Source organism: Stenotrophomonas sp. FBCC-B152, assembly GCF_059134105.1.
Window position 1 is genome coordinate 3,925,134 of sequence record NZ_CP101442.1, and the last position, 14,878, is coordinate 3,940,011.

Genomic DNA, 14,878 nt, shown 5'->3' on the forward strand with positions numbered 1-14,878 from the left:
GGCTGGTGGGGCAACGCCCGATGGTCAGGGGTGGGCCGGGCTGGCTAGAATCGGCGCTTCTCAGGGGGAGATGGCAGGGATGATCGTAGGGATTGATCTGGGCACGACGCATTCACTTATCGGCGTGCACCGGCCCGAGGGCGGGGAACTGTTCCGGAACGCGCATGGCGACCTGCTGACGCCCTCGGTGGTCAGCCTGGATGGCGACACCGTGCTGGTCGGCAAGCCGGCGCAGGACCGCCTGGTGACCCAGCCGAGGCTGAGCGTGGCCACCTTCAAGCGATTGATGGGCACGCCGCATGAAACCCGGCTGGGCGAGCGCCGCTTCCGCGCCGAGGAGCTGTCCGCGCTGGTCCTGCGCTCGCTGCTGGCCGACGCCGAGGCGGCGCTGGGTGAGAAAGTGACCGAGGCGGTGATCAGCGTGCCGGCCTATTTCACCGACGCCCAGCGCAAGGCCACGCGCAGCGCCGGGGAACTGGCGGGAATCAAGGTCGAGCGACTGATCAATGAGCCCACTGCGGCGGCGCTTGCCTACGGCCTGCGCGATCGCGCCGGCGAAGGCCGGGTGCTGGTCCTGGACCTCGGCGGCGGCACCTTCGACGTGTCGATCCTGGAGCTGTTCGATGGCGTGGTGGAAGTGCACGCCACGGCCGGTGACAACTTCCTCGGCGGTGAGGACTTCCTCGAACTTCTGGTCAAGGCATTCTGTGCGCGCCACAGGATCGACCCGCGCCGGCTCACCCCGCACGACACCGCCGTGCTGCGTCTTCGCCTGGAGCAGTTCAAGCGCGAGCTCACCGATGCCCGCGAAGCGCGCGTGCAGTTGCGGCTGGAAAGCCATGACCTGGAGTGGGAGCTGGACGAACCCGGCTTCGCACAACTGTCTGAGCCGCTGCTGCAGCGCATGCGTGCGCCGATCGAACGCGCCATGCGCGATGCCAAGCTCAAGCCGGCCGATCTGGATGACATCGTGCTGGTCGGTGGTGCGGTGCGCATGCCGATGGTGGCCCGGCTGGTCACGCGCATGTTCAACCGCCTGCCGCTGCGCCACATCCACCCCGACCAGGCCATTGCGCTGGGTGCGACGGTTGCCGCAGGCCTGAAGGACCGTGCGCAGTCGCTGGAAGAAGTGGTGCTGACCGATGTATGCCCCTACACCCTGGGCACCCAGATCGCGCACCGCGTGGGCAACCAGGTGCAGACCGGCTACTTCCATCCGATCATCCCCCGCAACAGCGTGGTGCCCATCAGCCGCGAGGACCAGCTGTTCCCGCTACACGAGGGGCAGAAGCAGCTGCTGGTGGATATCTATCAGGGTGAAAGCCCGATGGTGGAGAAGAACATCAAGCTGGGCGAGATCAATGTGCCGCTCACCCCCGGCAAGGGCACCGAGGGCGTGCTGGTGCGCTTCACCTATGACATCAACGGGCTGCTGCAGGTCGAAGTGACCGAGGCAGCCACCGGGCAACGGCACGAACTGGTCATCGAACAGAACCCGGGCCTGCTGGATGCCGCCGAGATCCGTGAACGCCTGGCCCGGCTGCAGCAGCTCAAGGTCCACCCACGCGAGCAACAGCAGAACCTGGCGCTGATTACCCGTGCCGAACGCATCTACGAAGAACTGGTCGATATGCGCCCCACCCTGCAGGAGTGGATTGCACGCTTCCGCAACACGCTTGAGTCGCAGGACCCGGCATTGATCGAACAGGACCGCCGCCAGTTCAATGCTGCGCTGGATGAACTGGCGTGAGCGGGGCCGGTGAGCTGCTGGACCTTGCCACCGTCGGCGACGAGCGTGGCCTGAAGCGGGCCTATGCGCGTCTGCTCAAGCAGACCCGGCCAGACGAAGACCCGGCCGGCTTTCAACGCCTGCATGACCTGTACCAGCACGCCTTGGCGCGGTGCCGCGCAGTGCAGGAGCAGGAGCATCAGCAGGAGCAGGACCGCCCCGGCGCGGCACGGTGGGGAGAGATCGACGCGGTGGTGGCCGTGGCCGCCCCGGACGCACTGACACCGCCACGCGCCGCAGCGCCACGAAGAGCCAGTGAGGCCGAAGCGCCTGTACTGTCGCCGGTTGACCTGGACCTGCCGCCCCAGCCCACGCCGGAGCATGCCTGCAGGCTGCTGCTGCGCCGCGGCGCGGAAACCGCGCGTGAGGCGTTTCCGGCCCGGCTGCAGGCGGAGACCCGCGAGTGGTCGCTGGATACCCGCGATGCGGTCAGCGCCCGCCTGATTTCGGCATTGCGCGAAGGCGATGTGGTGATGTGCAGTGCCAACCTGCACGTGATCTACCGTTTCTTCGGCTGGGATGACGTGGCCAGCGGTGCAGACATGCACGAGCTGCAGTGGTTGTCGAACCGCGCCCACGGCGCATGGCTGCAGTTGCCGGCCAATCACGGCGAGTTGGCGGCGCTGATGCCCAGGCAGCGCGATCGACGCATGACCCAGCGCGAGGTCGCCAACTGGCTTGACCGGCTGCAGCGATCCCGTTCGTACGTGGACAACCTGCTTGCCGCGCTGCATCCCCGTACTCCGGGCCAGATGCATGCGCTGCTGGCAGCACTGGGTTGCCACCCAGGCGTGCCTTTACCGGTGGGCATCAATGCCGGCCAAGCGAACTTCTGGGCCTCCGCTGGCAGCCCCCTGCATCGCACCGCGATACTTCTGGCGGTGATCCGGGCCACGATCATTGGCGTTGGGTTGATGATGGTGGGTCTGTACATTGTTGAACGCACCAAGGACCCGGCGCATCCACAGCTGACGCCCACCGCGGGCCTCTGGTTGCTGGCCGCCCTGCTGTTGCCGCCGGTCTGGATACTGCTCAGCATCGGGCAGGATGCTGTGTACCGGTATCAGATGGCGCCCGAGACAGCGACGACGCGGCGCCCGTGGCTGCGCTTGCTGACCATTCCGCTGCTGGTCGCGCTGGCAGCGGCGTGCTGGCCGCTGTTGGCATGGAAGGCCGGGCTGATGTTCGTCCTCGGCTGGCCGCTGGCGTGGAAGGTACTGCGACTGGCACAGGTCCGCAGCCGCTACCGACAGGGCAAGTCCCTGGAGATCAGCGGAGGCGCGTTGTTCCTGATGCTGGTGCCCACCCTGCTGCTGGTGCCGGCCTGGATTGGTGCCCTGGGCTACTGGGCAATGGACCTGTACCGCCATCGCAAGGTGCTGCGCTGGACGAACGCGGTGCGCCATGACTGAAACCCTGGATGACGTTGTTGGCGAGCTGCAGCGCCTTGGCGCTGAGTCGGACGAGCGTGCGATCAAGCGCGCCTATGCAAAGGCATTGAAGGTGATCCGGCCGGATGAAAATGCGGCCGCGTTCCAGGAGCTGCATGACGCCTACCAGGCAGCGCTGGGTTTGGCACGCTACCGGGCGCAGCGGGATGCTACAGGTAGCGCGACGGATCCTGATGGCGCGCACGTCGTGTCGGCTGACAACCCGGCATTGGCACTTCAGGCATGGATCCTGCCGACGCATGATACCTACGCGTCAGCGGAAGCTGACCCAGCGCATGAGTCGCCGCCGCTCCATGTTCCAGCGGCGGCCCCTGAGCCACTGCAGGAACAGACGGTGGACACCGAGGGGTTCGCAAGCGTGGTGGTCGATACAGCGGCCAGATCCCAGCCCGGCGCCATGTCGGATTGGCTTCGCGACCATCCGGTGTTGTGGTCACTGAGCGACAAGTCCCGTATTGGCGACGCGGTACTGCAGCGTCTGCACTGGCTCAAGCCACCGTTGCATGAAGACACGTTCGACGTTCTGGCTGCCTCCTTCGGCTGGATCGATCTGGGCAGGGGAATCGATCCCTTCGCTGTGTCTGACATTCGATCAGGACTGCACGAGCTGTGGCTGTTCCATAACGAGGACGCCACTGATCACACTGTCTTTCGGCAGCCCGCTTTGGCGTACGTGCCACCGGCCGATGATGACCCGCGGCTCACCCGCCTGCGGCGGCCCTGGAATCTTCTTCGCGCACTGCTGTCGGCCTCGCTTCCTGGCCGTGCACACGACATGGGCGAATTGATGAAGCACCTGCGGGTGACAGAGGGCAGCCGTCCCTTGCAGCCGCGCCAGCTCGCGTTCTGGCGGGCACTCGCCACACCCAATAAGGTCAATGGACCGAAGATGCAGCTCGCATTGTTCCGCAGCGTACTGCTGGGGGCGGGGTTTGCCGCGTTCATGCTGATGCTGGGGTTGGCGGATGGGGTGGCCGACGGCCACTCGGGCTATTGGGGCTTTAAGGGTCTCGCGCTGGTGGGCGGGCTGACCTTGTTGCTCGGTGGATCATTGATCCTGCCGCTTTGTGGTTTCGTCCAATGGCAGGTTGGGCCCGAGCATCCGCGCCATCGGGCCTGGGTTGTCCGGCTGCTGGTGATTCCTTTGCTGGCCCTCGCCGCGCTGTGGATCATGCAGAAGACCGATGCACGGCCTGGCGGCGTCATCCTTGCCTGGCTGATGGCTGCGCTGGCGCTGGTACGGCTGTTGGCACGCGGGCCCTTCCGCATGGCCTTCAGTCCGTGGATGATCGGGCTGCTCTTTGTCGTGGTTCCTCTGCTCAAACACAGCCTCGTGGTATTGGCCGTGGGTGAAATTGCCGTAGCCGCCGCGCTCCTGCTGTGGGCCACCGATGCGGTGAATCACGTATCGACGGCGCACGCCCCGCGCCGCCGGTAAAGTCGGTTCCCAAACGACTGCCGACCATGGTCGCGATCTCTTTGGCGCATGGACCTGTGCAGTTGCACGGCTGGCGGAGGCGCGATGCCGATCATTGCAATGCCGTCACCGGGCCCGGATGACGTATCGGCGGTCGATTGGGATGCGACCCTACCAGCGGCGGCTGGAATCCTGTGCGGCCTGGTACCAGCCTGGCCGGCAGGCTACGCGTACTACCGGGTTGACCATGCGCAGCAGCAGGCAGCCGGGTGCGATGTGCAGGCTCACGCGTGATCCGGTTTCCATGCCTGCGGTGGTCATCCACATGCCGCGCAGGTGCAGTGATGGGATCAGGATTTCGCCGGGTTTTGGCTCTTGGTCGTCGTGGCGTTCTGCACCGATAAGTACGGTGCGCGGCATGCGCCAATGGTAGGTGACGCGGGATCGGGCGTCGGCGCGGGAATCATCTTTGTTGTCGTGCATGGTAGGCCTCTCCTGGATGCATCCCTCGCCGGGATGGCGAGGGAGTCGGGAGGCTAAAAGCCGTTAGCAAGAAACGGTGCGACGTATTTCCACGAGGGTGTTGTATTCCGCCACCCTCCCGACGCAGTACATCAAGCTTGCTGGATTGCTGAGCTTTTAGACTCAGGACCTACCATGCGTACGCGATGACGATATCGGAATTCGGTTTTATCTGTTGATTTGGCCGAACCGGTAGGCAGTGCCTAACACTGTGTCGGAAATGGACTGCGAGTGCCCTGCATCCATTGCGGTGCAAGCACATTGCGAAGTGTGATGCGGTAGGCGAACTGTCTTTCCGTGCGCTCTGCGCAGCATGAAGCGCCACGATTTCCATGCCGCATTCGGCATGCACCGCGCAGCGGTGCAGCCAGGCAGGGCCTGGCTCTACTTTTCTTTTCGCCAGTTGAGGGAGCCGCGGTTTTCTACCGTGCTGGATTCGATTTCGATGTCGAAGCCACGGCGCAGCAGGTACTTCAGCGTGAGTACCGAGCCGCTGCCGACCAGCGAGACGCCGTAGCCGACGTACAGCTTGGGCGAGATGAACTTGCCCACGCCGATCACCGAACCGCCCAGCGCGCGCGACTGGCTGACGCCGGCGTCGTCCAGGCCGAGCTTGGCGCCCAGCTGCGAGGCCAGCAGGCCACTGCCGGCCGACAGCGCCGCCGAGGCCGCGTTGACCTGCTGGGTCTGGTCGCTGCTGGCGCCAGTGAGGCTGCGCCCCAGCACCAGGAACGCCAGCGCTTCGGACTGCGACATCGACGGGTCCGACCACACATCCACCCGTGGCGACTGCGCGCGGCCGGTCACGTCGATACCCGCCGTGACATCACTCACCCGGCGCTCTGCGCGGATGTTGATGCGCGGGTCGGACACCGCGTTGAAGTTCCAGTTGAGGTTGCCGCGGGTAATGGTCAGGTCCTGGCCATAGGCCTTGTAACGCCCGCTCACCTCCAGCGCGCCGTTGGCGGTCATCTCGCGGCCCGGGCGCGACCACACCTGCATCTTGCCGCCCAGTCCGCCCTTCAGGCCGAAGCCGGCCATGCGCACCTTGTCGCCCAGGCTCACGGTGAGGTCCATGTCCAGCGGCAGGCTCGGGCCTTCTTCCGGGTCGGCCGGGTCCAGCACCACCACGTCTTCGGAGACCGACGTACCGCGATCCAGGCGCTCCAGGTCCAGGTCGGCCTCGGGCACGTGCACGGTGCCGCGCAGCTGCATGGCGGCCTTGGCCAGGGTGAAATCGAGGTTGGGGTTGGCAACGATGCGCAGTTCCGGCGTGTTGGACAGCAGCACGTTCTCGCCGTGGATGTGCAGCTGCAGCGGCTGCGCATCGCCGAACCACGACAGCCCGCCATCGACATACAACGTGCCCTTGCCCGAGTTCGCCTGTGCGGTGATCTTGGCCGAACCATCCGGCTGCGCGGTGAAGCTGCCGCTGCCCTGGTCGAAGGTCAGGCCCAGCGCCGGGAACTCGCCCTTGAAGTTGCTCAGCTTGGCTTCGCCGCCCAGCGACGGCGTGCCGCGCGTACCGCGCAGGCTGACGTGGCCTTCGATCAGGCCGGTGGGGCGCACGATGTCCGGCGAGAACAGCTCGATCCAGTACAGCCGCGACATGTTGAGGTACAGCTCGCCGTTGAGCGGCGCGTTGGCGTCCCAGCCGGTCTGCACCTTGGCATCGACGAAGCCGTTGCCCTGGAAGCCGACACCGAGTTTGGCGTTGATCTGTGCCGGGGTCATCTCCAGCGTGGCCGAGAACTGGTCATAGCGCACCAGCTCGCCACGCGCGTTGTCGCCCAGGCGGATGCCGCCTTCCAGCGAGGCGATCTTCGCGCTGCCCTCCCAGGCATTGCCGCGCGGGCGGATCTGCCCGTCCAGGGTGATCTCGCCGCGCAGGTGCAGGCGGCGCCCGGATTGCGGCGGCAGCCACGGCTGCACCAATGCCAGCGGCAACGCGTCGCCACGCACCTTCAACCCATCACGCGGCCAGTTGGCGCTGGCGCACAACGCGCCGCCGGTGGCCGCGCCCAAGCAGGTGTCGGTCAGGGTGAAGGTGCTGCCCTGGATGCCGAACGTGGCCGGCGCGCGCAGTGCCCACGCATCGCCCTTGATCGGTGCGATCCGCAGCGCGGCGATATCGCCGCGCCATGCAGCGCCCTGCTGGCGTACCCCACCTTCCAGCGCCACCGCACCCAGCTCGTTCTTCGCCTGCGCATCCAGCCGCAGGTTGGACACGCTGCCGCGTGCATTCGCGGTGATCGTGTCCAGCAGCATGCCGGCCTGCACGTTGGTGCCCTGCAGCGCCAGCGTGCCGTTGCTGCCCTGCCACGGCAGGCGGCCACGTATGCTCAGCGCTTCAGCGCTGTAATCGGCATAGCGCAGCCCGCTGCCGACCAGGTCGGCAGTGATGTCCGGCGCGGTGCGCGGCCCGCGTACCTGCACCTGCCCACGCAGCGTGCCGGTGCTGCCGGGCATCAGGTCATCCAGCTGTACGGGCTCCAGCTGGGCCTGCACATCGAGGCGGTCGCCGACGCTGCCGCGTGCGGTCAGGCGGCTGTTGCCCACCGCCAGGCGCACGTTGCCTTCGCCCTGCTGCCCGCGCAGCGCGAAGCGGCCCTGCGCATCCACGCGGCGGTTGCGCAGCATGCCGTTGATGCCGGGCACGTCCACGGTGGCTTCGTAGATGCCGGCGGTGCCGGCCGGGCTGCCTGCCGGCGGCGGCAGCTGGCGGCCCTTGGAGGCCACGTTGCCGGACAGGCGGCCGTCCCAGCCGGGCACGAAGTAACCGGGATCGAACGCGGCCAGCTTGGCGGCCACGTCCCAATCCAGCTGCGGTGCCCACGCCACCTGGCCGGTCACGTCCAGCGCGCCGCCCGGGGTCTTGGCCTGCAGCTGCTTGATCCGGGCGGCGGTGTCGCTGCCGCGCACATCGAAGGTCAGGTCGGCCGATTGCTGTTCGCGCTCCACCGAGGCGGTGCCGACCGCCGCCCAGTTCTTGAGCGTGCCGGCCAGGCCCATGCGCGCTTCGCTGAGCGTCACTGGCACCGGCTTGGCGGCGCCCGGCGTGGTGGGGTCGGCTTCGGGCACGAAGGTCAGGTCGTTGGCGACGATCGCGAAGCGCAGGCTGGCGTTTTCGCGGTCACGGAAATCGGCGGTGCCCTGCAGCCGTGCCTGGCCACCGAAGCCCTTCACCACCAGCGGCGAGACGGTCAGCACCTGGTCGGCCAGGCCGACGTTGGACGGTGCCAGCTCGACTGCCAGGTCGCCCTGCTGGATGCGGCCCTGCAGGTTGGCCTGCCCGCCCTTGCCGGTGGCCTGGAAATCCAGCGACAGCGGCGTGCTGGTGCTGGCATCCATGCCCGGCACCAGCAGTGCCAGGTCCAGTTCCTTGCTGCGCGCACTGGCCTTCCACACCGGTTCGTCGCGGCCATCGAAGATCAGGCTGGCCTGCAGCGGCGCGGGCGCATGCCCGGCCAGGGCGATTTCCATGCGGTCCAGGTTGCCACGGGCCACCAGGCCCAGCCGCGCCGGGGTGCGCCCGCGCGGGGCCGGCAGCGCCGCGCCGATGGTGATGTCGGTGGAATAGTCGTTGCGCGGCACGTAACGGCCGTCCACGCGGAAGTCGCCCAGGTCGCTGTCGACCTTGAGCTGGCGTGCGCGGAATTCGCCGTTGGCGATTTCCAGGCCACCGCGCAGCTTGGTGATATCGATCACCGGTTCCTGCGCCTGGGTGATGCGGAAGCCATCGATGATGATGGTGTCGGCCTGGATCGCCAGCGGCATCTCGATCTGCGGCAGCGAGCCGGGCCACGATGGCATTTCGAACGGTTCATCGCTCTTGGCCAGGTTCAACGTGGCGTTCTTGATCTGCAGCGCATCCAACTGCAGCTTGCGGCCCAGCAGCGGGCGGATATCCGGATCCAGGTACGCGCGCTCGGCGGTGAAGTGGATGTCGTCGTAGCGGAAATCCAGGTTGTGCAGCACCAGCGGCCCGGCCACCGGGCCGTCCACCTTGCTCCAGGTCAGCGTGGCGCCGGCGGGAAGCCGCGCCACCACCTGGGCCAGCAGCACATCGCGCCCGGCCACGGTCTGCAGCAGCCAATACACCAGCAGCAGCGCCAGCAGCACCAGGCCCAGCACGGTGAAGCCGGACCACGCCCAGAAGCGGCGCTTGCGGTAGAAGCGCACGCGCGGCGGCGGCGGGGTTGGCGTGGTCGGGGTCGGCGTGCTCACAGGTCGGCCCCCACGCTCAGGTACAGCTGGAACTTCGAATCCGGGTCGTTCAGGCCGTGCGCGATATCCACGCGCACCGGGCCCACCGGCGATTTCCAGCGCACGCCGAAGCCCACGCCGGTATGCAGGTCGATGGTGTTGTCGAACGCGCTGCCGGTATCGACGAACACCGCGCCGCCCCACGGGCCGCCCTTGAAGTAGTGCTCGTACTCGGCCGAGGCGGTCACCAGGTTCTTGGCGCCCAGTGCGAATTTATCCGGCGGAGGCGTGCGCGGGCCCACTTCACGGAACGCATAGCCGCGGATGCTGCGGTCGCCACCGGCAAAGAAGCGCAGGCTGGGCGGCATCGCCACCAGGTCGCTGGTCCAGGTGGTGCCACCTTCGCCGCGCAGGATCAGGCGGTCGGCATCGCCGACCGGGATGAACCAGCGCAGCATCACGCTGGCCTGCACGAAGCTGGTATCCGAACCTGCGCCTTCGATGCCGCCACGCATGGTGGCGCTGCCACTGATGCCCTTGCGCGGGGCCAGGCGGTCGTCCACGTTCACGTAGTCGGCCACCAGCTGCGGGTACACCAGCGTGGACGTGTTGTAGATCGCGTTGGTGAACTCGGTGCCCGACGCATAGCGCCAGCGCTCGCGCAGGGCATTGATCGAGGCGATCGCGGTCCAGTTCTCGTTGATCTCGCCGCTGCGGCTGCCGATCAGCTTGAAGTTGCGCAGGTCGATGTAGTCGGTCTGCTCGTCATAGACGCTGGCGGTAAGCCCGTACCAGCCATCCAGCCACTTGAACGCCGGCACCCGGTAGGTGCTGACCAGGCTCTTGCGCTTCTGCGCATAGTCCAGCTGCGTGTTCATCTTGTGGCCGCGGCTGTTGAGGAAGCGCCGCTCCAGGCCGCCGCGCACACCGGCGCCGCTTTCGCTGCCGTAGCTGATACCGGCGGTGTAGATGCTGCGCTTGGCACGGGTCAGGGTGACATCCACAGGCACGTTGCCGTTCTCGTCGGCCTGGTCCGGCTGCGGCTGGATGTCGATCACGCTGAAGTAATCGAGCTTGGTCAGCGATTCGCGCAGGCGGTCCAGCTTGCCTTCGTGGAAGTAGCTGCCTTTTTCCCAGTAAACCAGCGGGTCGAACAGGCGCTCCACGAAGTAGTCCTGGTGGAAGCGGATGTCGCCCATGTTGTAGCGGCGGCCGCTGTCCCAGGTGAGGTCGATGTCGGCGGCATTCTCGGCGCGGGTGATCTCCACCCGGCGCTGGGTGAAATCGGCATCGAAGTAGCCACGTTCGGCCAGGCGCCGGGTGATCGTCACGCGGCTGGCGTCGTAGAGCGTGTGCTCGAAGCGCTGGCCCTTGCGCGGCCGGAAATTCTCCAGGTCTTCCTGCAGGTACTGGTCCAGCTGCGCCGGGCCGGTGATGTCGATGTTCTCGCGGCGCACCAGGGTCGGCGGGCCACGGTCGACATGGATCACCACGCGCAGGTTGTCGCCTTCGCGCGGGCTTTCCACCGTGATCACCGGGTTGTAGAAGCCGAACGGCTCCAGCGCGCGCCGGGTCTGGCGCTCGGCCTGGGACAGCAGGTATTCCAGCCGCGACTCGCCCTGCTCCTTGCCGATGGTGTCGTACAGCAACAGCGAGACCTCGATGTTCTCGATCATCTCGGCATCGTCGCCCTTGTCCAGGCCGGTGATGTCCACCTTCTCAATGGTGCCGCGCGCATGCGCGGTCGAGGCGGCCGCCAGCGACAGGAACAGGAATGGCAGGGCGTATTTCAATAGCTGCATGGCGGACAGGATAACGGGATCGGGCCAAAAACGAAGCCTGTATCCCACCCATCGGCCATGCCGGACATCACGCCATATTCACGCAGGTGGCAGCTGGCGCAGGAATTCCTCCCAGTCCATGGCAGGCGACACGAAGATTTCATAGGGGCCGCCCGAGGCCATGCCCGACTCGATGCAGATGCAGAAGAAGGCCTGCCCCAAGGCCGTTGGCGCACGCGCAAAGTAGCAGTCGCCCACGCCCTGGTTGTCGAGCAAGCCGAACACCAGCACCCCGTCGCGCAACACCAGGTTCACGGCCCCCTGCACGACGCCGTCCGCATGATCGGCCGATGCCTGTTGCCGCTGCACGGGCCCTTCGCTGTCGTCGCCTTCGAGGACTCCCTGCTCAAGGTACTCGGCCAGCGCGTGCGCGAGGTGGCTGCGGTACTCGTCACGGACGAACGGCATCGCAGCGCCGTAAAAGTGCAGGAAAGGCCCTTCGCGCAGGCCCAGCGCCTGCTCGTACCTCTCGCCCAGTGATGGCGCGGCGTCACCAGGCACGCCGGGCGCCCTGAGCGGGGGCACGCCCCTACCGTTGATGATCATCTCGACCTCTTCATGAACACACGCAGGGATGGTGCCACCCCCGTAGAGGTGGCACCAGCGAACATGACTCAGAAGGCCTGTTCTTCGCGCGGGTCCCACAGCCGCGGCTTGGGCTGCACCGGTGGATGGCGAAGCAGCTCGGCATCCACCCAGTCTGCAACCTGCTTGTCCTTCAGCTGCAACACCGCCTCGGCCTGCATCTGCGCATCGGTATATCCCTTCGCTTCCCACGCCTGCTGGTTGCGCTGGATGACACGCTGGATCTTCTGGCCGGCCCACCATTCGTGGCGGTGCTTGTTGTCGTCGAAGCGATAGAACACACGAATGTTCATGTCAGGCATGAAGGACACCAGCTCACGCAGTCTCCGTTCACAGCTGGTCACGCACAGGTGCATGTCGGTGAGCATGTAGAAGCTGCCCGACAGGTCACGGACCGGTGCACGGCCGCTTCCCTTCAACGGACCCGCGATCTCGGTCACAGACCCGGCCAGGCTGCCGAACAGGCCGTTCAGGATTTTGTCCTCGCTGCAGGATCGGGCCGAGTACATCCGGTAGTGCTCGCCGGCAACCAGCGAGCGTGCATTGCTGGGCAGCAACCGCGCGTCGCCCAGCACCAGGCGCATCGTGGCGGAGACGTCGTTGCCCCCGAGCGCTTCGATCTCGGCGTCGCCCAGGTCGCGCAGTGGCACGGTCCGGGCCCGGCCCTTGGTCCCGGGCGCCTTGACCAGCAGGTCGTCGTCTACCAGCGTGATCTGCACCGATGGTTGGCCGGGGGCGGCCAGTTTTCCAACCATCGGCGAAAGATCAGCACCCATGGCGTAGTCCTCGCGGAACATCCCGGTCTGGGTGAGCTTTCCGCCCGCCACCGATTCGGGCAACAGCACCCGGCGGATGTAGTTGGGCGTCACGAAGTCCTCGGTGCCCATCCACCCGCGCGGATCGCCGCTGGCAGCGGCAGCGGCGGTCGGGAACCCCGCGGCCAGATCGACCGGTTTGCCCTTGTAGGTCAACCCGCTCACCTGGTAATTGGCGAAGTTCATCATGTCGAAGCCCCGCAACAGCCCGTAGTCGAACCTGCCGAGCTCGCTCAGGCGCTTGGCGTCGACGGGATCGAGCGCCAGTTTCTGCTTCTTCAGTTCGCCCATTTTCACCAGCAGCGCTTTGTATTCGCGCTCCATCACCAGGCGCTCTGCATAGCGGGCATCCATCTTTTCGTGCAGCTTGAGCAGGTTCTCGTCCAGATCCTCGTACGCCTGGACATCTTCGGGCTCCAGCGAGATCCGCGTCAGCGGACTGCAGTCGTCCGCCGCGCGTGCCATGCGGCCGCCATTGCGGCGCGGCAACGCGCATTCGGCAGCGCCGTGGCCCTGCTTCATGCGCTCGATCACCGCCCTGCGCAGACGCTCCGGGTCACCGACCGCTTGCCGCTCGGCGTCGGTCAACTGCTCGAAGACGCGTTGCTGCCAGCTCGGCGGCGCCGCCTCGGCGGCGGTCGATGCGCGGACCGCGTCGCCAGCGTCGAAGGTGACCTGACCGACCGGTGCGCCCTCGCCGGGCGCACCGAAGGCCAGCATGATGCCGTTGCCGGAGGGATCGGAGCGGGTGCTCCAGTCGCGGCCGGGCACCACGTTCTGCAGGTGACGCTGCAGCACCTGCACTTCCGACAGCGAACGGATCCGGCCCTTGACCACCGATTCGCGCTGCTCACGCAGCTTGCGGTTGGCCAGCACGTCGGCCACCTGTGCAGCGGTCCTGGTCGGGAACAGCCACGATTCGGCATCGCGGGCCAGCAGCGGGTCGGCCGTCACCAGCTCCTGCGCTTCGGCGCGGGTCAGTTCCGGGTAATGCTTGACCAGGTTGTCGGCCGCCGTGGGCAGGCGGTGCTGCATCGCCTGCCAGCGTTGCCAGGTCTGTTGGCTCTGGGCCGGTTTCTCACCGATGACCCCTGCCAGCTCGCGGCGGACCGCCAGCAGTACTTCCTCGCGCGCCGCTTCCGGTGGCAGTTCCAGCTTCCCAGCCACCTCGGCCAGGCCGGCCGCGTCGACGAGGGCCTCCAGATCCGGCAGGGTCCGCGCGTTCGGCACCTCGACGTGCAGTCCCACCGGGCCGGTGCCGAAGCGTGCCGCACGCATCCAGTCGCCGATTTCGTAGAAGAACGTTTCCACGCTGCGGCCGTTGCCCAGCCGCGGGCTGTCGGCCCAGGCGCGCAGGATGAACGCACCTTCGCCAGGCCGCCCGAGGGTGGCGGGGTGGGCCACGATTTCCTGGATGCGCTCGGTCATCGCCCAGTCGTGGACCACGTGCACGACGTCGGCAGTAGGCTTCCCGCCCAGCTCCAGCACGCCGAAGATCGCTTCAAGTTCGTCCAGCTGCTCCGCAGGAAGATTCTTCGCCTCCGGCAGCCTGCTCATCCACTCGCGCTTGGAAAACGGCGCAGGCGTGGTGGTGCCACGGCGCGGCGACGGTTGCTGCTGTTGCCGGCGCCAGGCGTTGTCTCTGTGCTGCACCGGCGGCCCCAGCGTGTCGGCCGCGTCCGGCATGCGCAGGCGGAGCACGTTGTCCTTGTCCGCCGCCGCTTCGATGAAGCGCCCGTCCTGTTCGATGAACGTACGTTCGCCCTGTCGATAGATATCGGTGCCGTCGGGCCCGGCGCGCCTGAGCATCGGCAGGCCGATGCTGGCCAGCGACTGCCGGGACACCTCGAATCCTTCATTCACCCGCCCGTCGGCGCTGAAGCCACGCGACTGCAGCCGCACGTTGCGCAGCGCATCGACGGCCTCGGCCAGGGTATTCAAGCCACGCTTGCCCACCTGGTACAGCAGGCCTGGAATCGCGCCCACCTGTGCGAGGTCCAGCAGGTCGAACAACCCGCCGCCGAGTTCGATGAGGCCGTCATTGACCTTGCCATTCTGGAACTCCGTGACGCTTCGCTGGATGCTGTCCGCCAGCATTCCCAGCGTACCGGCCACGCACAGCGCCGCACCGGCGCCGCCGGTGGCCAGTGAACACACGGCACCCACACTCACCGCGCCGATCATCTTCAGCGTCTCGCCCAACCGCTCCAGCTGGCTCACCGTCATCCGATCGACGTCACGCATCCGCGCAT

At 66.9% G+C, this 14,878-nt stretch carries 8 protein-coding genes; 3 read left to right on the forward strand and 5 right to left on the reverse strand.

All coding sequences use genetic code 11. The features are described 5' to 3' along the window. Window positions 1-79 precede the first annotated feature (79 nt). Genes NMB40_RS17865 through NMB40_RS17875 form a run of 3 tightly spaced genes read left to right on the forward strand, consistent with a single transcriptional unit; the run spans window position 80 to window position 4,678 of the window. A complete protein-coding gene (locus NMB40_RS17865) occupies window positions 80-1,750 on the forward strand; it encodes an Hsp70 family protein (RefSeq protein ID WP_494359302.1) in 1,671 nt (556 codons plus the stop codon). Next, window positions 1,747-3,201 (forward strand): hypothetical protein, encoded by a 1,455-nt coding sequence (locus NMB40_RS17870; protein WP_494359303.1) that lies wholly within the window; start codon window positions 1,747-1,749, stop codon window positions 3,199-3,201. The genes NMB40_RS17865 and NMB40_RS17870 overlap by 4 nt, the downstream gene beginning before the upstream one ends. Continuing rightward, window positions 3,194-4,678 (forward strand): hypothetical protein, encoded by a 1,485-nt coding sequence (locus NMB40_RS17875; protein ID WP_494359304.1) that lies wholly within the window; start codon window positions 3,194-3,196, stop codon window positions 4,676-4,678. Before NMB40_RS17870 ends, NMB40_RS17875 begins: the two co-directional genes overlap by 8 nt. A gap of 150 nt (window positions 4,679-4,828) precedes the next feature. Here the strand turns inward: NMB40_RS17875 and NMB40_RS17880 are convergent, their stop codons facing one another. The 5 genes from NMB40_RS17880 to NMB40_RS17900 all read right to left on the reverse strand — a co-directional run bounded on the left by NMB40_RS17880 (window position 4,829) and on the right by NMB40_RS17900 (window position 14,870). Next, entirely contained in the window at window positions 4,829-5,140 is a 312-nt protein-coding gene (locus tag NMB40_RS17880; protein ID WP_494359305.1) for a SymE family type I addiction module toxin, read from the reverse strand. Window positions 5,141-5,563: 423 nt separating this feature from the next. Then, entirely contained in the window at window positions 5,564-9,406 is a 3,843-nt protein-coding gene (locus NMB40_RS17885; RefSeq protein ID WP_494359306.1) for a translocation/assembly module TamB domain-containing protein, read from the reverse strand. Continuing rightward, on the reverse strand, window positions 9,403-11,187 hold the full coding sequence (locus NMB40_RS17890; protein WP_494359307.1) for an autotransporter assembly complex protein TamA: 1,785 nt from the start codon (window positions 11,185-11,187) through the stop codon (window positions 9,403-9,405). The genes NMB40_RS17885 and NMB40_RS17890 overlap by 4 nt, the downstream gene beginning before the upstream one ends. 78 nt (window positions 11,188-11,265) lie before the next feature. After that, window positions 11,266-11,772, reverse strand: a complete 507-nt coding sequence (locus NMB40_RS17895) for a hypothetical protein (protein ID WP_494359308.1) — start codon at window positions 11,770-11,772, stop codon at window positions 11,266-11,268. 68 nt (window positions 11,773-11,840) lie between these two features. After that, the gene (locus NMB40_RS17900; RefSeq protein ID WP_494359309.1) at window positions 11,841-14,870 is read right to left on the reverse strand and encodes a hypothetical protein; all 3,030 of its coding nucleotides are present in this window, start codon (window positions 14,868-14,870) and stop codon (window positions 11,841-11,843) included. Window positions 14,871-14,878 lie beyond the last annotated feature (8 nt).